Source organism: Janthinobacterium sp. SUN120 (genome assembly GCF_030397735.1).
Classification (GTDB): Bacteria; Pseudomonadota; Gammaproteobacteria; order Burkholderiales; family Burkholderiaceae_D; genus Janthinobacterium; species Janthinobacterium kumbetense.
The window spans coordinates 649,088-669,519 of sequence record NZ_JAPUBW010000002.1 but is presented as its reverse complement, the minus strand read 5'-3'; the positions used below and the strand labels follow the sequence as shown (position 1 = coordinate 669,519).

Below are 20,432 nucleotides of genomic sequence, written 5' to 3'. Positions count from 1 at the left end.
CCGCCGCAGGGCAAAGATTGTTCGCGGCGGCCGTGCTGGCGGGGAGCCGCAAGACCAGGCCGGCAGGGCAGGCAAGGGGCAGGTTCCCCCATGAAGCGGACGGATAAATGTGCGAGGCGATCTGACTGGACATGCGAATAACATTAATGAGACACGGCGAGCCCCGACTCGCCAAAGGGCGCTGGATAGCGCCGCTGCAAATGGGACAGTGGATTAATCTCTACAATCAATCGATCATCAAAGAAGGTGGCATCCCTGCGCAGTGCGCTGCGGCAGCGCTTTCCGCGTCGACCATCGTGGCCAGCACGGCACCGAGGGCATGCTCATCGGCCAGGGCATTGGGTGACTTGCCATTCATGCAAGAGGCGATGTTCTCTGACGCAGGGTTGCCCTTTGCGCTCTGGAAGGCCCCTTGGCTGCCGGCTGAAGCCTGGGCAGCGATTTTTCGCCTGCTCTGGTTGTTCGGTTATGCGCGCGGATCGGACTCGTTGCAGATAACCCGGCAGCGCGCCAGGGCCGCCGCCGAGCGTCTGGTTGCGCTCGCCGCCAGGGGGCCCGTGCTGCTGGTCGGGCATGGCATCATGAATCGATTGATCGGCAAGGAGTTGCAGGCCTTGGGTTGGCTTGCCCGTAACAGGCAAGGCAGCCGGTACTGGAGTATGGGAGTGTATGAGCTGTGAAAGTGAACTGTGAAAACCTGTGACGAATGCGGCAGCCGATACCGTGACGACGCCGAAGGCATGGCCAGCCTGTGCCCGGAATGCGCCTCGGTCATCTATGGCTTGCCACGGTGCGAGCACGTGTTCGAGGCAGGCCGATGCCGGAAATGCCTGTGGGATGGCCGGAAAAGTGACTTTGTGCGAAAACTGGAGCAGCAGGGGCGTTGAAGCGATATTCGTGTGTGTGGGGGCAGCGTCCATCGGCGGTCACCGGTGTTTTCGTGACAATGCATGAGTTTTTCGGATGGATAATTGGCTATCCTCCATGGGGGCTGCCTGCAGCCACTGCTGGACGGTTGATCGCATCTGGATCTCCTGCCAGCGACCGCTCCGTCACTTTCGCTTTGCCTAACCTGATGCAAGGATGAGCTGATGCAATTATCCAATTATCTTTTCTTTACTACCACTTGCGAACAAGCCTTGGCGTTCTACACGCAATGCGGGCTGGGCAAGATAAGCGATGTCTTGCGCTTTGGCGTGGATGGCATGCCGCTCCGTCATGAAGCCATGCGCGGGAAAATCATGCATGCCCGATTTGAAGGACCAGGCGTGTTGTTCTTTGCTTCTGATAATGACGATGCAGAGCCCATGCGAGGGTCCGCACATATTTTGCAAATGCATGACAGGCAGTTAACGAAACAGCTTTTTGACAAGCTGGCGTATCAAGGCGTGGTGACGACACCGCTCGCCATCCAGGTATGGGGCGATTATTACGGTAAATTGACGGACCAGTTCGGGGTGCAGTGGATGCTGAACTGTTCGGCTTAACTAAAAAAACAGCGGCTGCCCATGCTGGCGCAGCCGCTGTTTCTTCAGGCGGGCAGAGTGATCAGAACTTCACCCACAGCCGCCCGAAGTAGGAGGCGCCGTTCAGGCCGAACTGCACGCTGTCGTATTTGAAGCCGTTGTCCGTCTCGTCCGCGTTTTGCGTGGTGGGCTTGACGTTGAAGATGTTGTTGCCGCCAAAGGTCAGCTTGGTATTCTTGCTGATGCTGTAGGTGAAGCTCAGGTCGGCGGACGTCTTGGCCGCGTAACGGGCATTCGGCACGCCTTCGGCCGTGCCGCTGAAGGTGCCCAGGGTTTGCGGGCCAAAATAAATGATGCGCAAGTCCGATTCCAGCTTGCCCGTGATGTAGTCGAAGCCCAGGGTGGCTTTCGCGCGCGGACCGCCCTGTTCGATGAACAGGCGTTCGCGCTCGGACAGCAGCACGTCTTCATAGCCTTTCAGCGAATCCGGCGTCTTGACCTTCGTCACTTCCGTCTTGCTCAAATTCAAGGCCAGGAAGGTGTTCAGGCGGTTGCCGGCCAATTCTCCCTTGTGCGACGCCGTCAGGTCCAGCCCGCGCGTGCGCGTGTCGATGGAGTTGACGAAGAATTGCGCCTCGCCCACGCCCAGGAGGGCCAGGCGCGCGGCCAGGTCCGGGTAGTTGTCGGCATTGAAGCGGCCCGACAGCACGATGCGGTCCTTGATCTTGATGTTGTACAAGTCGGCCGTCACGGAAATGGCTTGCGTTGGCGTCCAGGTGGTGCCGAAGGTAAAGCTGGTCGACTTTTCCTCTTTCAACTTCGGAATGCCGGCCGCGTTGGCGACGGCGCCGCCATTCGGCGCCAGCACCACGTCGGTGGGCACGCCGCCGATGAAGTCGGTGAAGGTGGACGAGAAATACACTTGCTGTAACGATGGCGCGCGGAAACCCGTGCTGGCCGAACCGCGCAGCAGCACGTTGGGCGCCACTTTATAGCTGGCGGCCAGCTTGCCCGTCACGGTGGAGCCGAAATCGCTGAATTTCTCATAGCGCAGGGCCGCCTGGGTTTTCAGGCGCTCCGTCCAGTCCAGTTCCACGTCGCCATACGCGGCGATGCTGTGGCGCTTGGCCTTGGTGGCGTCGCCGGGCTGGAAGCCGGGAAAGCCCTGGCTGCCCGCATTGCCGCCCACGCCCACGCCGTCGGCGTCGTTGTAGGAGCCCGGTTCGCCGGCCATGATCTTGTATTCCTCGCTGCGGTACTCGGCGCCGAAGGCCACGTTCATGCCGCGCATCACCGTGTCGTAGTAGCGGCTGAAGTCGGCGTTGCTGGTCAGCTGCTGGAACGAGAAGCCGCCCGCGTCGAAACGGCTGGGGCTGACACCCTTGCCGCCGTTCATCAGGTCGAGGTTGGCGATGGAGGCATTCAGCGTATTGCTGATGTCGTAGCGCATCTTGTTGTAGCCATAGGTTTGCGAAAAATCAGCATGCCATTCGCCGATCTGGCTGCGGTGGCCGATGGTGGCGTACTGGTCGTCGATCTTGCCATTGATGAAAGGCACGAAACCATCCGGGTACATGGCGGCCGAATTGCGCGATGGAATGTCGTCGCTGCCGATGCCGCCCCGGCCGAATGCGGCGCTGGACGCGTCGCGCGTCTGCGCGCCAGCCGTGAAGTACAGCTTGCCCGTGGGGCTGGTGGCGTAGTCGCCATTCACGTACAGGGTCTTGTTCTTGGACTTGGTGTCGCCGATGATACGCATGCTGTCCGCATCGGCCCGGTTCGAGCGGCCCCGGTCCAGGTATTCGCCCGTGATGGCCAGGGTACCCTTGTCGCCCAGCGCGATGCCGCAATAGGCGGAGGTCATGTAATTCTTGCCGTCGCCTGCGGAATACTGGCTGTAGCCGGCCACGGCTTCGCAGCCGAGGCTTTTCTTCAGTTCGATGTCGATCACGCCGGCAATGGCGTCCGAGCCGTACTGGGCGGCGGCGCCGTCGCGCAGCACTTGCACGTTCTTGATCGCCAACAAGGGAATCGCATTCATGTCCGTGCCCGTGTTGCCGCGGTTGCGCGCGCCGAACAGGTTGACGAGCGCCGTCGTGTGGCGCCGCTTGCCGTTCACCAGCACGAGGGTTTGGTCGGAACCGAGGCCGCGCAGGGCGGCTGAATCGATCAGGTCGGCCCCGTCGGCGCCCGTCTGGCGCGTGGAGTTGAACGAGGGCGAGATGTATTGCAGCGATTGCGCCAGATCAAACTGGCCGCCTTGCTCGGCCACCTTGGAAATGGGAATGATATCGACCGGCACCATGGTATCCGTGGCGGAACTGGCGACCCGGCGCGAGCCGACCACGCTGACCGTTTGCACGGGGCCTTCCGTGGCGGCCGCTTCCGTGTTCTGCGCCATGGCGGCAGGACTGAAAACGGCCAGGGCGGCGCTGCCGTACAGGCTGATGAGGATGGCTTGACGCAAGGTGGTGAGGGTGGGCACGCAGTATCTCCAAGTGGCTGATGAGCAAGATTCGTGACTTGATTCTAGTGCCATCTTTTCGGCATTCACCAGCGATACTTTGTTTTGTTATTACAAATTTGCTGTAACTGTTGTTTCCTGGTTGATTATCTTTTGGCCACTGCCTGGCTTGCCTTGTGCTGGTGCGGCATGCCCCATTCAGGTGCTGCGTTGCACCATGCCGCCCACCCAGATTGTCTGCACGTCGTACTGCACTTCGATCAGACAGGGTTGCTGCGTCACGTGGCCCTGATGCAGGCGCAGCGACTGCTGCAAGTGTGCTGCCAGCGCGCCCGCCGCCACGCCCGTGGCGCTGTCTTCCAGCGCCGGATCGAGGTGGTTGAAGTTGCGCCCCTCATATTCGTGCTCGCCCGTGCGGCAATACGCATAGCAGCCGCTGACCTTGTGCAAGGCGCTCCAGTCGGCGATCAATTCCAGGTTCGGCCGCAGCGCGCGCAGGGTGGTGCGGTCGGCCACTTCCAGCAGCAGCTTCGGGCTGCCGACGGACGCGACGACGGGCGGCGACAGCAAGTGCATGTGCTGGCCCATCAGCTCGGACGGCACATACTTTTCCACCAGGACGGCAGGCGCCGGCTGCGGCGCCAGGCCGATGAACAATCCCTCCGCGCGGCGTACCAGCTGCAAGGCTTGCCCGTGCATGGCGGTCGTCACCGTCAGCGCCGCCGGCGCGCCGGGCGCCGCCAGCAGCACATGCGCGGCCGCCAGGGTGGCGTGCAGGCACAGGGGACTGCGCGTGTGCGGATAAAAATAGTCGAGCACGAGGCATCCCTCCGCGCCGTCCGCTTGCCGGTCGAGGAAGACGCAGGCGCTGACCTGGCGTTCGCGGGCAAAGGCCTGGCGCTGCGTTTCGCTGGCGTGGTCGTTTTCCACGACCAGCGTCGCATTGCCGCCACCGGGGGCGGCGCCGAAACATTTTAATGAGTGGACGATCATGGCGGGCACTGTGCAAGGTAAAACCTCAGCATAACTGAGATGGCCGTTTTCAGATGAGTATAATATACTGTGTTTATATACAGTATTGAGGTAGATCATGGGGAGCGCAGTCTTACCCGAGTATGCTGAGTTGTACTGCCTGAGTAATTTCAGCTTCCTGCATGGGGCCTCGCATGCGGAAGAACTGGTGGCGCGCTCTGTCCAGCTTGCTTACCGGGCGCTGGCCATTACCGACGAGTGCTCGCTGGCGGGTGTCGTGCGCGCGCATGCGACGGCCAAGCGGGCTGATTTTCCCCTGATTATCGGCGCGCATTTTCACTTGACGCAGGCCGACGGCAGTCCGGGGCCGTCCCTGCTGGCGCTGGTGCGCGATGCCGACGGTTACGGCAACCTGTCGGAACTGATCACCATGGCGCGCACGCGGGCGGCCAAGGGCCGCTATCTGTTGACGCCCGACGATTTCGCCGCGCCGTCGGCGCAGTTTGCCCATTTGCAAGGGCTGCCCGGCTGTTTGATGATCTTGCTGCCTGGCTATCCGGCCCAGCCCGGGACGCTGCGCGCGCAGGGGGCGTGGATGCTATCCACCTTTGGCGGCGAGCGCAGCTGGATAGGCTTGAACCTGCTGCAGCGGGCGCAGGATGACGCGCACCGCAGCGCCGTGCAGGACGCCGCGCAGGTGCTGGGCTTGTCCATGGTGGCCGTCGGCCATGTGTGCATGCACGTGCGTTCGCGCAAGCCGCTGCTCGACACCCTGTGCGCGATCCGCGTGGGCAAGCCCGTGGGCGAGTGCGGCTATGCGCTGGCGCAAAACGCGGAGCAGCATCTGCGCGCGCGCTTGCGCCTGGCCAATGTGTATCCGCCGCAGGCGCTGGCGGAAACCCTGCGCATCGCGGACCTGTGCACATTCTCGCTCGACAGCTTGCGCTATGACTATCCCGACGAGCTGGTGCCGCACGGCCACACGCCGGCGACGTATCTGCGCGAAGAAACGTATGCGGGTGCGCGCATCCGTTTTCCGCTGGGCATACCGGCCAACGTGCAGCAGCAGGTCGAACAGGAGCTGGAACTGATCGCGGAGCTGTCGTATGAAGCGTACTTTTTGACCGTGTACGACATCGTGCGCTTTGCCCGCTCGCAAGACATCCTGTGCCAGGGCAGGGGCTCGGCCGCCAATTCGGCCGTCTGCTATTGCCTGCACATCACGGAAGTGGATCCGGCGCGCGGCAATTCGCTGGTCGGGCGCTTCATGTCGCGCGAGCGCAACGAGCCGCCCGACATCGACGTCGACTTCGAGCACCAGCGGCGCGAAGAAGTGATTCAATATATCTACGGCAAGTATGGGCGCGAGCGGGCCGCGCTGGCGGCCGTGGTGATCAGTTACCGTCCGAAAAGCGCCTTGCGCGACAGCGGCCGGGCGCTGGGGATCGACCTGGCCATCGTGGAAAAAGTGGCCAAGGCGCACCGCTGGTTCGACGGCAAGCGCGATCTGCTGGAGCGCCTGGCCGAATGCGGGCTGGACCCGGAAGCGGCATTGTCGCAGCAGTGGGCTGGCCTGGCGCAGCAGTTGCTGGGCTTTCCCCGCCATTTGTCGCAGCATCCGGGCGGCTTTGTGATTGCGCAAGGAAAGCTGTCACGCCTGGTGCCGATTGAAAACGCGGCCATGGCCGAACGCAGCGTCATCGAGTGGGACAAGAACGACCTGGAAGAGCTGGGTTTGATGAAGGTCGACGTGCTGGCGCTGGGCATGCTGTCGGCCCTGCGCCGCGCCCTGGAATTGGTCGGTGCGCGGCGCGGCGAGCCACTCCGCCTGCAGGATATTCCGGCGGAAGACCCTGCCACCTACGACATGATGTGCCAGGCCGACACCATCGGCGTGTTCCAGATCGAGTCGCGCGCGCAGATGAGCATGCTGCCCCGCTTGCGTCCCCGTGAATTCTATGACCTCGTCATCGAGGTGGCGCTCGTGCGCCCCGGCCCCATCCAGGGCGGCATGGTGCATCCGTATCTGCAGCGGCGCCAGAAAAAGGAGCCAATCGATTATCCGAAGGGCCTGGAAAAGGCGCTGGGGCGCACCCTGGGCATTCCCATTTTCCAGGAGCAAGTGATGCAGGTGGCCATCATCGCGGCCGGTTTCACGCCTGGCGAAGCGGACCAGCTGCGGCGGGCCATGGCGGCCTGGAAACGCAAGGGCGGCATGAACAATTACCATGACCGCATCGTCAATGCCATGGTGGAGAATGGTTACGGCAAGGAGTTTGCCGAGGCCATCTTCAGCCAGATCGAAGGCTTTGGCGAATACGGTTTTCCCGAGTCGCACGCGGCCAGTTTCGCGCTGCTGACGTATGCCAGTTCCTGGCTGAAATGCCACGAACCGGCCGCCTTCCTGTGCGCCTTGCTCAACAGCCAGCCCATGGGTTTTTACAGCCCCTCGCAACTGGTGCAGGATGCGCGCCGGCATGGCGTGCCAGTGCTGCCCGTCGACGTGACCGTCAGCGGCTGGGAGGCGGCATTGGAAGCAGGGCAGGACCCCGCGCCCGCCGTGCGCCTGGGCTTGAACAGCCTGTTCGGCATGCGCGCCGAGGCGGCCCGGCGCATCGAGGATGCGCGCGCCATCGCCGCCTTTGTCGATGTGGCCGACCTGGCGCGGCGTGGCGGCCTGGACCGTCATGACTTGCAGGTCTTGGCGGCAGGCAACGCGCTGCACGCGCTGGCCGGGCACCGGCGCGCGGCGCTGTGGCAGGCGGCCGGCGCCGTGCCCGACAGGGATTTGCTGCGCGTCACCACGCCAGAGGAAGACTTGCCCGTGCTGGCCGCGCCCACGGAAGGCGAGAGCATCGTCAGCGACTACCGCGCGCAAGGCCTGACCCTGGGCCGCCACCCGCTGGCGCTGCTGCGCAGGCAATTGCTGGAGCAGCGTTTTCTGCCGGCATCCGCGCTGGCCAGCTACACGGATGGCCAGCTGGCGCGCGCCTGCGGCATCGTCACCGTGCGCCAGCGTCCGGGCACGGCCAAGGGCGTCATCTTCATGACCCTGGAAGACGAGACGGGCACGGTCAACGTCATCGTCTGGCCCGACCTGGTGGAAAGCCAGCGCCGCGAAGTGCTGAGCGCGCCGCTGCTGGGCGTGTACGGCGTGTGGCAGCGCGAGGGGCTGGTGCGCAACCTGGTGGCCAAGCGCCTGGTCGACATGTCGCATCTGCTGGGGCGTTTGAGGACCAGCAGCCGCGATTTCTGTTGATGCTTGTCAATGTCGGCCAGGCGGTGGCATGATTATCATATGACTACTTTGCCCGAACCGACACTGCGCCCCGCCCTGGTCGCCGATGCGCCCGCCATCGTCGCCCTGATCGACGACCTGATGCCCTTTTTGACCCTGCATCCCGATGGCGCGGGGGCGGAAAAGTTCATCGAACATTGCCGCCAGCCGGCCATCGAAAGTTACCTGTCGCTATCCAACTATCATTACCAGCTGGCGCATATCGATGGCGAACTGGCCGGTGTGGTGGCCATGCGCGACAACACGCACCTGTTTCACATGTTCGTGCCGCGCGCGCTGCACCGGCGCGGCATGGCGCGCCGCCTGTGGCAGGCTGCCCGCGATGCCTCGCTGGCCAGGGGGAAGGTCACGGCGTTTACCGTCAATTCCTCGGCCTATGCCTTGCCCTTGTACGAAAGCCTGGGCTTTGTCGCCACGGGGCCGAAGGTGGAGACGGGCGGCATCGCCTTCGTGCCGATGCGCATGGACCTGTAACTACCAGCGCACGATCTTGCCCGGATTCATGATGTTCTTCGGGTCCAGCGCATGCTTGAGGGCGCGCATGGTGTCGATGGCGCCTTCGCCATGCTCTTCCACGAGAAAGGCCATCTTGTGCATGCCCACGCCGTGTTCTCCCGTGCACGTGCCATCCATGCCGATGGCGCGCGTGACCATGTCGCCGTTGACCTTTTCCGCGCGGGCGATGTCGTTTGGATCGTCCGGGTCGACCAGCATCTGCACGTGGAAGTTGCCGTCGCCCACGTGGCCGATGATGGCGTAGACGAGGCCTTGCGCTTCGCAATCGGCCTGGGTGGCGAGGATGCATTCGGCCAGGCGCGAAATGGGTACGCAGCAATCGGTGGAAATGGCGCGGCTGCCGGGGCGCATCTGCAGCAGGGCAAAGTATGCGTTGTGGCGCGCGGCCCACAGGCGCGAGCGGTCTTCGGGGCGGCTGGCCCACTCGAAATCGCTGGCGCCGTGTTCCGCCGTGATGGCTTGCACCAGCTGCGCCTGCTCGGCCACGCTGGCCGGCGTGCCGTGGAATTCAAACAGCAGCAAGGGTTTTTCCGGCAAGGCCATCTTGTCGTAGGCGTTGATGGCCTTCACGCCGTTTTCATCGAGAAACTCGACGCGCGCCACGGGAATACCCATCTGGATGGTCTGGATCACGGCGCTGACGGCCTCGCCCGTGCCGGGGAACGAGCACACGGCCGCCGAGATCGCTTCCGGCAGCGGATACAGTTTCACCGTCACTTCCGTGATGATGCCCAGGGTGCCTTCGCTGCCGACGAACAGGCGCGTCAGGTCGTAGCCGGCCGACGATTTCTTTGCCCTGGTTCCCGTCTTGATGATGCGGCCGTCGGCCGTCACCACCGTCAGGGCCAGCACGTTTTCGCGCATGGTGTCGTAGCGCACGGCGTTCGTGCCCGAGGCGCGCGTGGCCGCCATGCCGCCCAGCGAGGCATTGGCGCCTGGGTCGATGGGGAAGAACAGGCCCGTGTCGCGGAGCTCTTCGTTCAGTTGCTTGCGCGTCACGCCCGCCTGCACGGTGGCCGTCAAGTCTTCACTATGCACGGCTACCATCTGGTTCATTTGCGACAGATCAATCGTCACGCCGCCATGCAGGGCCAGTACGTGGCCTTCCAGAGAAGTGCCGCTGCCGTAGGCGATGACGGGCACGTCGTGTGCGCTGCACAGCTTGACGGCGGCCGCAACTTCCTCGGTGGAATGGGCGAAAATGACGGCGTCCGGCAGCATGGGGGGATAGCTCGACTCGTCGCGGCCATGGTGTGCGCGCATGGCTTGCGTCATGGAAAAGCGGTCGGCAAAGATCAGGGAAAGTACGGCAGCAAGGGATGCGGGCAGCGGTTTTTTCAGTACCGCCAACTGGTCAGTTTGATTCACGCAAGTCCTCCGTTTTTTTTTATTCTACTCCGCGCCCGGGGATTTCACCGAAGCACCATATTGATTTTTTGCCAGTTGTAAAAAAACCTGCATGGTTTGCCGCGCTTTGGTTGTAAATGAGAATCATTTCTATTAGAATGCCCGCCTATACCTATTTTGCAACAGTTTGACCCGCAGCTCAGACCCCGAAAGGCCATGCCATGAAATTCCCCCTGTCCTTCACCGCAGTCCTGCCCGCCTGCGTGCTGGCGCTAAGCGCCTGCAGCAGCGTGGCGCCAGCGACTGACGCTGCCACCGCCGCCGCCGCGACATCCGCAGCGCAAGACGTGCGCCAGCTGGGCGAAATCGTCGACCTGCGCAGCGGCCAGCGTTTGAGCGCCGAGCAATTGCTGGCCCAGCTGGCCGCCGCGCCCCGGGTCATCGTGGGCGAGCAGCATGACCAGCTCAGCCATCACCAGATCGAGCAATGGCTGCTGCAGCAATTGCAGGGCCAGCGTCCGCAAGGCAGCGTGCTGCTGGAAATGCTGAATCCGGACCAGCAAGCCAAGGTGGACAAGGTCAAGCCGTGGCTGCAGACGGACCCCGTCGTGCGTCCCGAGCACGTGGCCGAGCTGCTGGCGTGGCAGCCCAGCTGGAAGTGGGCGCAATATGGCGACCTGGTGATGACCGTGATGCGCGCGCCGTATCCCGTCTGGTCGGCCAACCTGGACCGCAGCGAAATCAAGCAATTGTTTATCGACAAGCCGGCCGTGCAGGGCAAGCATTCGAACCTGGCCAACGACGGCAAGGTGCATGAGAAACTGAAAGACATCATCCGCGTCATGCATGACAACCAGATCGACGAGCCGCGCCTGGCCGCCATGCTGTCGGTACAGCAGCAGCGCGACCGCCGCATGGCCGAGCGCCTGCTGGCCGCGCCCGCGCCGGCCGTGCTGATCGCCGGCGCCTACCATGCGCACAAGGACCTGGGCGTGCCGCTGCACGTGCAGGACTTGACGGGCGGCCCGGCGCCGCTGGTGCTGGTCCTGGCACAGCAGGGCGCCACGGTGCTGGCGCCGCAGGCGGATTTCGTCTGGTTCACACCCGTAACGCCCGCCGTCGCCAGCGCCAAGTAATTTCTTGTATCGCCGCCGGGCGTTCTGCCCGGCACTCTCCCCCAGCAAGCTCCCCCATAGCAGCCAGGTAGTTCGTCCGATTTTTTTGCATGCGCGTGCGCGCCGTTGGCGCAGCCATGCCTGTTACCTGTCAAAGTTCTCATGCGTATCCCCTTGTTCCGTATCAAAGCCGCCAGCTGCGGTGTCGTTCTTTCCCTGTTGCATGCCACCGCGCAAGCGTCCGCCTTACCCCATGACATGTCGCCGCTGGGCATGTTTTTCGCCGCCGACCAGGTCGTCAAAAGCGTGCTCATCGGTTTGCTGGTCGCCGCGCTGGCCACCTGGGTGGTCTTGCTGGTGAAGGGCGCCAGTTTGCTGCAAGCCCGGCGCGAGGCGGCGCATGCCGTCGCCATGCTGAAGACGGCCACTTCCTTGCCGGACGCGGCCGTCAAAGTGGAGGGCGCAGGCGCCATTTCGCTGGCGCAACAGTTGCTCGCTGATGTACAGCAAGAACTGAGTCTGTCGCACGCCAGCGCGCCGGCGGCGGCACTGAAGGAGCGGGCCGGCTTTCGCCAGGAACAGTTCATTGCGCAGCAGGTGCGCGCCATGACGCAAGGCATCGGCTTGCTGGCCAGCATAGGCGCCGTGGCGCCGTTCGTCGGCCTGTTCGGCACCGTGTGGGGCATCATGAACAGTTTTATCGGCATCGCCGTCAGCCAGAGCACGAACCTGGCCACCGTGGCGCCGGGCATCGCGGAAGCCTTGCTGGCCACCGCCCTGGGCCTGGTGGCGGCGATCCCCGCCGTCGTCATCTATAACGTCTTGAGCCGTGGCATCAACCAGTACAAGGCGCAGCTGCGCGCCGCTTCCGCGCAAGTGCTGCTGATGCTGAGCCGCGACCTCGACACGCGCCAGCAGGCCTGAGCCATGGCTTCCCTGTTTCCCTCCCCGGACGACGACACGGCCGACATGCCGGAGTTGAGCGAGATCAATGTCACGCCCTTCATCGACGTGATGCTGGTGCTGTTGATCATCTTCATGGTCGTCTCGCCGCTGGCCACGGTCGACTTGAAAATCGACTTGCCGGCCGCCACGGCCAAGCCCGAACCCCGTCCCGAGAAACCGTTGTTCGTGTCGCTGAAGGCGGACCGCAGCCTGTACCTGGGCGAGTCTCCCGTGGCGCGCGAGCAGCTGGGCGGCCTGCTCGATGCGCAAACGGGCGGCGACCGCCAGCGCACGCTGTTTTTTCAGGCCGACAAGCAAGCCGCGTATGAAGACGTGCTGGGCGTGATGGATGCCCTGCGCCAGGCCGGCTATCTGAAAGTGGGCCTGGTCGGCCGGGAGGGCGGGTGAGTCCGCAGTCCGGGCTGGCGCCGCGCCCCTTATTGAGCTGGGGTATTGCCACGTCGCTGGTGGTGGCCGCTGCGCTGGCGCTGCTGCTGTGGGCCGGCTGGCAGCCCGTCGCCGTGGCGCCCGCCAATCCGGCGGCCAGCGTGATGGTGGTGTTTGCCGCGCAAGCGATGTCGCCGGAGACGCAGGTGGCGCACGCCCTGGGCGCGCGCCAGTCGGCCGCGTCCAGCGCCGCCCGGCCGCCAAAGAGTGCAATCAAGCAAGAGGCGCTGCCGGTGCTGGCGCGCGCCGCCGCGCCGGAGATCGTCGCGGCGGAAAAAGAGGAAAAGGCGGCGGCCAGTCCGTCGGCGGAGCCGGGCAAGGATGCCGCGAAGGACGCGTCCGTGCCCGCGCAGGCCAGCAGCAGCGCCACGCCGGCGCCGGCCGCCGTGCGCGGTCCGCAGGCGGCGCCGTTCAACAGCGACACGCCATCGACCAGCGCGGCGCCGGCCAGCTGGCAAAGCCAGGTGCTTGGCCACCTGGCGCACTTCAAGCGCTATCCGGGCGATGCGCGCCAGCGCAAGCGGGCTGGCGCCGCCTGGGTGCGCTTCCAGGTGGACCGCGACGGCAAATTGCTGGCCAGCGAACTGGTCACGTCGTCGGGCACGGTGCTGCTCGACCGGGAAGCCTTGCAAGTGCTGCAGCGCGCGCAGCCGCTGCCGGCGCCGCCCGACAACGTATTGCGCCAAGGCACGGTGACTGTGACCTTGCCCGTGTCGTTCAAGCTCGACGCCAGCTGAATTTCATATTTTTCAATAACATAACAAATCGAGGGTGTATGCATATCAAGACAATGACGCAGGCCGTGGGCATCTGCATGGCCTTGCTCGCGCAGCAGGCATGGGCGCAACAGGCGCAAGACAGTGGCAAGGTGGAATTTTCGCCGCTGAATGTATCGGGTGAAACGGTGCCTGCGGAACGGCAGGCGCTGGAAAAACCGGGCGCCGTCAGCGCGCGCGGGGCCGATACGCGCTTGCAGCCCGTGGACCAGATCGTGCGCAGCATGCCGGGCACGTTTACCCAGATCGATCCGGCGCAGGGCGCCGTCAGCGTCAACATCCGCGGCTTGTCGGGCCTGGGGCGCGTCAACATGATGGTCGATGGCGTGAGCCAGAATTACTATGGCAGCGCGCCGTCGTCCGTGTCGCACGGCGGCGTGCCCAGCAGCCAGTTCGGCGCGCTGATCGACCCGAATTTCATCATCGGCGTGGATGTGTCGCGTGGCAATGTCGTCGGCGGCGACGGCGTCAATGCGCTGGCCGGCAGCGCCAATTTCCGCACCATCGGCGTCGATGACGTCGTCTTCGCCGGGGAAAAGACGGGGGCGCGCACGAAGATGTGGACCGGCAATAACGGCGTGGGACGCAGCGCCATGCTGGCCGTGGCCATGAAAAACCCCGCCTTCGATGGCGGCAGCGTGGGCTTCATGGCCGCCACCAGCGCGAGCGTGATCGGCAACAACTACAAGAATGCGAAGGGCGTCAACAGCGAGGAATTCGGTTTCGGCTACAACCGCTATTACAAGCAAAAGCCCAAGTCGCAATTGCTCAAGCTGGACCTCAAATTGAGCGACTTCCATGCGCTGGAACTGTCGGCGCGCGATTACCGCAGCACGTTTACGCGCCGCGACATCCACAGCGATGACTACTACGTAAAATATCACTACACGCCATTTTCCGAGTTGATCGACCTCAATGTGGTGGCCAGCAGCAGCCGCGGCAACCAGAAATACATGCCCGAGGCGCTGACCAATTTCATCAATACGAATGCGGCCAACCGCGCCGACGCGGTCGACATCAACAACACCAGCAGCTTCAGGCTGGCGGGCGGCGATGCGCTGGTGACCATCGGCGGCAAGCTGATGCGCAATAAATACAGCAAGCACGTGGAAAGCCTGGTCGACGATCCGGACAACCCGGATGCGAACCAGCAATCGATCGAAAACAATACGTTCGGCCCAGAGGGCGTGCAAAAGATCAACAGCCTGTATGCGGGCCTGCAATACAACCGCGGCATTGTTCAAGTCAATGCGGGCCTCAACTACACGCACTTTGATTTGACGGGTCACAAGCCCGCCTGCGACTTGCGCGTGCAGTGCTTCCCGCAAGGGGCAAGCAATATTGCGTTGAAGGAGCATGGCATCAATCCCTCGCTGCTCGTTTCCGCGCAAGTGACGCCGTGGTTCCAGCCGTTTGCCAGCGCCGAGCGCACCATGCGCGGGCCGAATCCGCAGGAAGTGTTTTTCTCGAATGACGGCGGGGCCTCGATGAACCCCTTCCTGAAGGGCGAGCGGGCCAGCACCTACCAGCTGGGTTTCAATTCCAGCCTGCATGGCTTGCTGAGTGCTAACGATGCGCTGAATTTCAAGGCCCTGTATTTCAAGAGCAAGATCGACGGCTATATCACCAGCCAGTCCTTCCTCGTGTGCGACAGCGGGCGCAAGTGCAATATCGCGGAAGTGATCGCCAAGGACTGGCAGAATGTGGATGAATACGTGACCAATATGTATATCTACATCAACTCGGCCACGCCCGTGTATACACGCGGCTGGGAACTGGAAGCGCAATATCACCTGGGGCCGGCGTATGCGCGCCTGTCGTACACGCGCGAAACGACGCGCCAGCCCACGTCGATCGCCAGCGCCTGGTTTGGCGCGGCCGACATCAGCGAACTGCCCAGCGTGTACTACAACCTCGACGTGGGCACGCGCCTGCTGGACAACAAGCTGGAAGTGGGCGCCATCCTCAAGCACACGGGCTCGAACCGCCGCCTGTCGCCGGACAATGACGCCGATGAAGCGACAGGGGAAGTGCTCAAGGCCGACAATCCGAAGATCCCGGCCGTGATCGACCTGTATGCGAGCTACCAGGTCAGCAAGAACCTGTTCCTGCGCCTGTCCGTGCAAAACGCCATGAACAAGGATTTCTCGGAAGCGCTGAACCGCCTGAACTCGATGCCGTCGCAGTCGCAGGAGAATACGCCGCTGAGTACGGCGCGGGGCAGGACGTATGTGGCAGGGCTGGAGTACCGCTTTTAAAGCAGGCCCAAGCCCCGCGCCTTGGCTTAATTAATACTCGCGCGGCGTCGTTCCATAATAGCTATGGATCGACGTCGCCCAAGCGCTGTCCGCCATGTTCGGCCAGTTATCCGTGTCGAAGCCGGGGGCGTTTTCGATGCGTTCCTTGTCGACGTTGAGGGTGAAGCGCTTGTTGACGGTGTCGAGCAGCAGCGCTTCCCACGGCACGGCGAACAGCTTTTCGCCGATGGTGAAGACGCCGCCGTGCGACATGACGGCGTAGGCGATCTTGCCGCTGCGCATGTCGAGCATGATTTCCTTGATTTCGCCCAGGTGTTCATCCTTGGCATTGTGCACATGGTCGCCGATCAGGGTGTCGGCGCCCATCAGTTCAGGGCCGGGGCCTTTGTGGCCGCGGTTGACATACATGCCGTAGGCGTCGCGTTCTTCGTAGCTCATGATGGACCTCCTGTTGAAAAATCCCAGTCTGCCGCCGGGGCGCGGCAGGGTCTGTTCGCTCGCCCACACAACATATGGAATTGGAAATATTTCAATTATTGTTATTGGGTAATTTTGTTGCGCGTAGACAGCAGGAGGGGGAGGGATAGTCGGTATTTGGCGCAAATTTCCGTGCGCGGGGAGCGACGCAGGCGGGCTTTAGTGTATAATTTCAATTTCCCGCACGTGCCGTTCGGCACCATCTGCAATGACCAAATTTGTCTTCGTCACTGGTGGCGTTGTGTCTTCCCTTGGAAAAGGGATTGCCGCCGCCTCCCTCGCCGCGATCCTCGAATCGCGCGGCCTTAAAGTCACCATGCTCAAGCTCGACCCGTATATCAACGTCGATCCTGGCACGATGAGCCCTATGCAACACGGTGAAGTATTCGTCACCGATGACGGGGCCGAAACCGACCTCGACCTCGGTCACTACGAGCGCTTCATTTCCACCCGCATGAAAAAGGTGAATAACTTCACCACTGGCCAGATCTATGAATCGGTGATCCGCAAGGAACGCCGGGGCGAATATCTGGGCAAGACCGTGCAGGTGATTCCGCATATCACCAATGAAATCCAGGATTACATCCGCCGTGGCGCCGAAGGCTACGACGTGGCCCTGTGCGAAATCGGCGGCACCGTCGGCGATATCGAATCCTTGCCATTCCTGGAAGCGGCACGCCAGCTGAGCCTGCGCGCCGGCCGCAAGAACACGGCCTTCGTCCACCTGACCCTGGTGCCTTACATCGCCTCGGCCGGTGAACTGAAAACCAAGCCGACCCAGCACTCGGTGCAAAAGCTGCGCGAAATCGGCATCTTGCCGAATGCGCTGCTGTGCCGCGCCGACCGCGCCATCCCGGAAGACGAGCGCGCGAAAATCTCGCTGTTCTCGAACATCGAGGAAGACGCCGTCATTTCCGTGTGGGACGTCGACACCATCTACAAAGTGCCGCAAATGCTGCACGACCAGGGCCTCGACAAGATCATCTGCGACGCGCTGGACCTCGATCCTGCACCGGCCGACCTGTCGATCTGGAGCAAGTTGATCTACACGATGGAGCACCCGAAGGCGGAAGTGACCGTCGGCATGGTCGGCAAGTATGTCGAGCTGACCGAGTCGTACAAGTCGCTGATCGAAGCGCTGCGCCACGCCGGCATCCACACGGAAAGCCGCGTCAACATCGAGTACATCGATTCGGAAGAAATCGAAACGACCGGTTGCGACAACCTGGCCAAGTACGACGCCATCCTGGTACCGGGCGGCTTCGGCAAGCGCGGCGTGGAAGGCAAGATCAAGGCGGCCCAGTTTGCCCGTGAAAACAAGATCCCTTACCTGGGCATCTGCCTGGGCATGCAAGTGGCCCTGATCGAATACGCACGCAACAAGGCTGGCATGCCGAACGCGAATTCGACCGAGTTCGACCTTGATACGGATCAACCTGTTGTTGCACTGATCAATGAGTGGCAAAACCACGATGGTAAAGTCGAGTTGCGCGATGAAAACTCGGACCTGGGCGGTACCATGCGCCTGGGCGCGCAGACCTGCGCCGTCAATCCGGGCACCCTCGCCGCCGAGATCTACGGCAGCGTGGTGACCGAGCGTCACCGTCATCGCTACGAAGCCAATAATCACTACCTGGCCCGTGTCGAATCGGCTGGCCTGATCGTGTCGGCCCGCACGCCGAGCGAAGATTTGTGCGAAATCATGGAATTGCCGCGCACGGGTGAAAATTCCCACCCTTGGTATATGGGCGTGCAATACCATCCCGAGTTCAAGTCGACGCCACGCACCGGCCATCCGTTGTTTACGTCGTTCATCAAGGCAGCGCTGGCGCACAAAGAAGCCAACGCCGCTGCGGAATAACGCGGTCGATCGCGACAGTATTACCCGTAAGACAGCTCCCGGCCAGATCGTTCCCGCCGGGAGTTTCTTTGCCCCCTTTGTGCAATTGCGCATCAGAACGCAGTGTGCAGCCCCCTGTTAAGCTTAACTTTGGAGAATGACATGAGTGCTATTGTTGATATTATCGGCCGCGAAATCCTGGACTCGCGCGGTAACCCGACCGTCGAATGCGATGTGTTGTTGGAATCGGGCGTGATGGGCCGTGCAGCCGTACCGTCGGGTGCCTCGACCGGTTCGCGCGAAGCCGTGGAATTGCGCGATGGCGACGCCAAGCGCTACTTCGGCAAGGGCGTGCTGCAAGCATGCGAGAACATCAACACCGAAATCTCCGAAGCCATCATGGGCCTGGACGCCAATGAACAGGCTTTCCTGGACCGTACCCTGATCGACCTGGACGGCACGGAAAACAAATCGCGCCTGGGCGCCAACGCCATCCTGGCCGTCTCGATGGCTGTCGCCAAGGCTGCCGCCGAAGAAGCCGGCTTGCCGCTGTACCGCTATTTCGGCGGTTCGGGCGCCATGCAGATGCCAGTGCCGATGATGAACGTCATCAACGGCGGCGCACACGCCGACAACAACCTGGATATCCAGGAATTCATGATCATTCCCGTGGGCGCCCCGTCGTTCAAGGAAGCCGTCCGCTACGGCGCGGAAGTGTTCCACACGCTGAAAAAGATCCTGCACAAGAAGGGCCTGAACACCAACGTGGGCGACGAAGGCGGTTTCGCGCCATCGCTGGCCAACCATGAAGAAGCCATCAAGCTGATCATCCAGGCCATCGAAGAAGCGGGCTACGAGCCAGGCACGCAGATCGCTATCGGCCTCGATTGCGCCGCGTCCGAGTTCTACAAGAACGGCAAGTACGAAATGGAAGGCGAAGGCCTGAGCCTGACGGCCACCGAGTTCACCAACCTGCTGGCGACCTGGTGCGACAAGTACCCGATCATTTCGATCGAAGACGCGATGCACGAAGGCGACTGGGACGGCTGGGCGATTCTGACGGCAGAACTGGGCAAGAAAGTGCAACTGGTCGGCGACGACCTGTATGTCACCAACACCAAGATCCTGAAAGAAGGCATCTCGAAAGGCATCGCCAACTCGATCTTGATCAAGATCAACCAGATCGGCACCTTGACGGAAACCTTCGCCGCCATCGAAATGGCCAAGCGCGCCGGCTACACGGCCGTCATTTCGCACCGCTCGGGCGAAACGGAAGACTCGACCATCGCCGATATCGCCGTTGCCACGAACGCCCTGCAGATCAAGACCGGCTCGATGTCGCGTTCGGACCGCATGGCCAAGTACAACCAGCTGCTGCGTATCGAGGAAGACCTGGGCGACATCGCCAGCTACCCTGGCCGCGATGCGTTCTATAATCTGAAGTAAGCTGATGTAAAACCCACTGGCCGGCCGGAGATGTTCCGGCCGGTTTTTTAACTGAATGCCCCATGCGCCTCATTACGCTCGCCCTGGCAGCCCTGCTGCTGTTGATACAATTTCCCCTCTGGCTGGGTAAAGGCGGCTGGCTGCGTGTTGCCGACATGGAAGCCCAAGTGGCTGTGGCCAACAAGAAGAACATGGAATTGAAGGCGCGCAACGCCAAGCTCGAATCCGAAGTGCGCGACCTGAAGGATGGTACGGGCGCCGTCGAAGAGCGTGCCCGCTACGAGCTGGGCATGGTCAAACAGAATGAGATTTTCGTGCAGATCGTGCGCAAGGGCCAGACCCCGCCACTGCTGGAAACACCGGTGGACGCCGCGGCGCCACATTAAGACAGTACTACTTCCCGCTTGCCAGCCTGGACCGATTGCCAGGCTGACATATCACTTTACTTCCTTGTACTTATTACCTTGTACTGCTGCACACGCATGGCGCGGCATGGTGCTGTCTTGCTGCTTGCTGATCAGAAACGGGCCTTGCCGGTCGTGATCAGGTAAAAATGGATGCCGGTGACCACGACGGCCACACTTACCAGTACGGTTTCGAGAAACATCATAAAATTTCCTTGTTAATATTTAGTTAGGTAAAAACGTCCAGGGCCAGGCGCCCAGCCGAACGTACGGCAAGGCGCAGGCAACGTCGCCATGAACGTTTTTTAACCGCGCGAAGCCAGGAAGCGCAGTTCTGCGGCCAGATTCGGCATCAGCTTTTCGTAGCGGTTCGCTTCCGAGTTCAGCAGGGCGAAATCGCGCTTGCTTGGACGCACATAGCGTTGCTCTTCATCGCTGACGCTGCTGGCGATGACTTCCTTCTGCGCCAGTTCGCTGTACGGCTTGGAAGCGAGCAGGGCGCCCAGGAAGGCGCGCGTGGCGCGGCCCAGGTTGCTGAAGTAATTGTCGTTGTCGTTGCTGTAGGTGTTGGTAAAAGTGGACATATGCCCTCCATGAATGGTCTGTTGTTGCATTGCACAATAATGGAGTTTGCGATATGCGTCCAATTTCAAATTCCAAT

At 62.2% G+C, this 20,432-nt stretch carries 17 protein-coding genes; 12 read left to right on the top strand and 5 right to left on the bottom strand.

Going from position 1 to position 20,432, the window contains the following annotated elements:
• The first annotated feature begins 146 nt into the window (after positions 1-146).
• Both O0879_RS12665 and O0879_RS12660 read left to right on the top strand, forming a co-directional pair.
• Positions 147-680 (top strand): histidine phosphatase family protein, encoded by a 534-nt coding sequence (locus tag O0879_RS12665; RefSeq protein WP_289916752.1) that lies wholly within the window; start codon positions 147-149, stop codon positions 678-680.
• Between the two features lie 411 nt (positions 681-1,091).
• Positions 1,092-1,487 carry a glyoxalase/bleomycin resistance/extradiol dioxygenase family protein gene (locus O0879_RS12660; RefSeq protein WP_251350369.1) on the top strand — a complete coding sequence of 132 codons (396 nt, stop codon included), beginning with the start codon at positions 1,092-1,094 and terminating at the stop codon, positions 1,485-1,487.
• Between the two features lie 61 nt (positions 1,488-1,548).
• Here the strand turns inward: O0879_RS12660 and O0879_RS12655 are convergent, their stop codons facing one another.
• Together O0879_RS12655 and O0879_RS12650 are read right to left on the bottom strand one after the other, a co-directional pair.
• Complete coding sequence (locus O0879_RS12655) at positions 1,549-3,951, bottom strand: TonB-dependent receptor (RefSeq protein ID WP_289911105.1); 2,403 nt, start codon at positions 3,949-3,951, stop codon at positions 1,549-1,551.
• A gap of 177 nt (positions 3,952-4,128) precedes the next feature.
• Positions 4,129-4,923: a PhzF family phenazine biosynthesis protein gene (locus O0879_RS12650; RefSeq protein ID WP_289916750.1), complete on the bottom strand. Its 795-nt coding sequence runs from the start codon at positions 4,921-4,923 to the stop codon at positions 4,129-4,131.
• A gap of 97 nt (positions 4,924-5,020) precedes the next feature.
• On the opposite strand from O0879_RS12650, the gene O0879_RS12645 reads away from it, so the two are divergent.
• The gene (locus O0879_RS12645; RefSeq protein ID WP_289916748.1) at positions 5,021-8,161 is read left to right on the top strand and encodes an error-prone DNA polymerase; all 3,141 of its coding nucleotides are present in this window, start codon (positions 5,021-5,023) and stop codon (positions 8,159-8,161) included.
• A gap of 39 nt (positions 8,162-8,200) precedes the next feature.
• On the top strand, positions 8,201-8,674 hold the full coding sequence (locus tag O0879_RS12640; protein ID WP_289916746.1) for a GNAT family N-acetyltransferase: 474 nt from the start codon (positions 8,201-8,203) through the stop codon (positions 8,672-8,674).
• On the opposite strand, the gene O0879_RS12635 is transcribed toward O0879_RS12640, so the two are convergent.
• A complete protein-coding gene (locus O0879_RS12635; protein ID WP_289917866.1) occupies positions 8,675-9,991 on the bottom strand; it encodes an FAD-linked oxidase C-terminal domain-containing protein in 1,317 nt (438 codons plus the stop codon). It lies immediately after the preceding gene.
• 293 nt (positions 9,992-10,284) lie between these two features.
• On the opposite strand from O0879_RS12635, the gene O0879_RS12630 reads away from it, so the two are divergent.
• The 5 genes from O0879_RS12630 (at position 10,285) to O0879_RS12610 (ending at position 15,604) form a co-directional block, all read left to right on the top strand.
• Positions 10,285-11,199: a ChaN family lipoprotein gene (locus tag O0879_RS12630; RefSeq protein WP_289916744.1), complete on the top strand. Its 915-nt coding sequence runs from the start codon at positions 10,285-10,287 to the stop codon at positions 11,197-11,199.
• Positions 11,200-11,352: 153 nt separating this feature from the next.
• Positions 11,353-12,102, top strand: a complete 750-nt coding sequence (gene exbB, locus O0879_RS12625) for a tonB-system energizer ExbB (RefSeq protein ID WP_289916742.1) — start codon at positions 11,353-11,355, stop codon at positions 12,100-12,102.
• Positions 12,103-12,105: 3 nt separating this feature from the next.
• Positions 12,106-12,531, top strand: a complete 426-nt coding sequence (exbD, locus tag O0879_RS12620; protein ID WP_289916739.1) for a TonB system transport protein ExbD — start codon at positions 12,106-12,108, stop codon at positions 12,529-12,531.
• Positions 12,528-13,307 (top strand): TonB family protein, encoded by a 780-nt coding sequence (locus O0879_RS12615; protein WP_289916737.1) that lies wholly within the window; start codon positions 12,528-12,530, stop codon positions 13,305-13,307. Before exbD ends, O0879_RS12615 begins: the two co-directional genes overlap by 4 nt.
• Positions 13,308-13,345: 38 nt before the next feature.
• A complete protein-coding gene (locus tag O0879_RS12610; protein ID WP_289916735.1) occupies positions 13,346-15,604 on the top strand; it encodes a TonB-dependent receptor in 2,259 nt (752 codons plus the stop codon).
• Positions 15,605-15,634: 30 nt separating this feature from the next.
• Here the strand turns inward: O0879_RS12610 and O0879_RS12605 are convergent, their stop codons facing one another.
• The gene (locus O0879_RS12605; RefSeq protein WP_251350379.1) at positions 15,635-16,042 is read right to left on the bottom strand and encodes a PRC-barrel domain-containing protein; all 408 of its coding nucleotides are present in this window, start codon (positions 16,040-16,042) and stop codon (positions 15,635-15,637) included.
• 247 nt (positions 16,043-16,289) lie between these two features.
• On the opposite strand from O0879_RS12605, the gene O0879_RS12600 reads away from it, so the two are divergent.
• The 3 genes from O0879_RS12600 (at position 16,290) to ftsB (ending at position 19,753) form a co-directional block, all read left to right on the top strand.
• Positions 16,290-17,942 (top strand): CTP synthase, encoded by a 1,653-nt coding sequence (locus O0879_RS12600; protein ID WP_099666940.1) that lies wholly within the window; start codon positions 16,290-16,292, stop codon positions 17,940-17,942.
• A 141-nt stretch (positions 17,943-18,083) separates the two neighbouring features.
• Complete coding sequence (gene eno / locus O0879_RS12595; RefSeq protein ID WP_034750709.1) at positions 18,084-19,367, top strand: phosphopyruvate hydratase; 1,284 nt, start codon at positions 18,084-18,086, stop codon at positions 19,365-19,367.
• 62 nt (positions 19,368-19,429) lie between these two features.
• Positions 19,430-19,753: a cell division protein FtsB gene (ftsB, locus tag O0879_RS12590; RefSeq protein ID WP_035821182.1), complete on the top strand. Its 324-nt coding sequence runs from the start codon at positions 19,430-19,432 to the stop codon at positions 19,751-19,753.
• A 323-nt stretch (positions 19,754-20,076) separates the two neighbouring features.
• On the opposite strand, the gene O0879_RS12585 is transcribed toward ftsB, so the two are convergent.
• Positions 20,077-20,355, bottom strand: a complete 279-nt coding sequence (locus O0879_RS12585; protein WP_099666941.1) for a hypothetical protein — start codon at positions 20,353-20,355, stop codon at positions 20,077-20,079.
• Positions 20,356-20,432: the final 77 nt, after the last annotated feature.

Bases quoted from the DNA above. Each gene is read 5' to 3' on its own strand.
- O0879_RS12665 (WP_289916752.1), top strand. From the start codon at position 147: ATGAGACACGGCGAGCCCCGACTCGCCAAAGGGCGCTGGATAGCGCCG.
- O0879_RS12660 (WP_251350369.1), top strand. From the start codon at position 1,092: ATGCAATTATCCAATTATCTTTTCTTTACTACCACTTGCGAACAAGCC.
- O0879_RS12650 (WP_289916750.1), bottom strand. From the start codon at position 4,923: ATGATCGTCCACTCATTAAAATGTTTCGGCGCCGCCCCCGGTGGCGGC.
- O0879_RS12645 (WP_289916748.1), top strand. From the start codon at position 5,021: ATGGGGAGCGCAGTCTTACCCGAGTATGCTGAGTTGTACTGCCTGAGT.
- O0879_RS12640 (WP_289916746.1), top strand. From the start codon at position 8,201: ATGACTACTTTGCCCGAACCGACACTGCGCCCCGCCCTGGTCGCCGAT.
- O0879_RS12635 (WP_289917866.1), bottom strand. From the start codon at position 9,991: ATGACGCAAGCCATGCGCGCACACCATGGCCGCGACGAGTCGAGCTAT.
- O0879_RS12630 (WP_289916744.1), top strand. From the start codon at position 10,285: ATGAAATTCCCCCTGTCCTTCACCGCAGTCCTGCCCGCCTGCGTGCTG.
- exbD (WP_289916739.1), top strand. From the start codon at position 12,106: ATGGCTTCCCTGTTTCCCTCCCCGGACGACGACACGGCCGACATGCCG.
- O0879_RS12610 (WP_289916735.1), top strand. From the start codon at position 13,346: ATGCATATCAAGACAATGACGCAGGCCGTGGGCATCTGCATGGCCTTG.
- O0879_RS12605 (WP_251350379.1), bottom strand. From the start codon at position 16,042: ATGAGCTACGAAGAACGCGACGCCTACGGCATGTATGTCAACCGCGGC.
- O0879_RS12600 (WP_099666940.1), top strand. From the start codon at position 16,290: ATGACCAAATTTGTCTTCGTCACTGGTGGCGTTGTGTCTTCCCTTGGA.
- eno (WP_034750709.1), top strand. From the start codon at position 18,084: ATGAGTGCTATTGTTGATATTATCGGCCGCGAAATCCTGGACTCGCGC.
- ftsB (WP_035821182.1), top strand. From the start codon at position 19,430: ATGCGCCTCATTACGCTCGCCCTGGCAGCCCTGCTGCTGTTGATACAA.
- O0879_RS12585 (WP_099666941.1), bottom strand. From the start codon at position 20,355: ATGTCCACTTTTACCAACACCTACAGCAACGACAACGACAATTACTTC.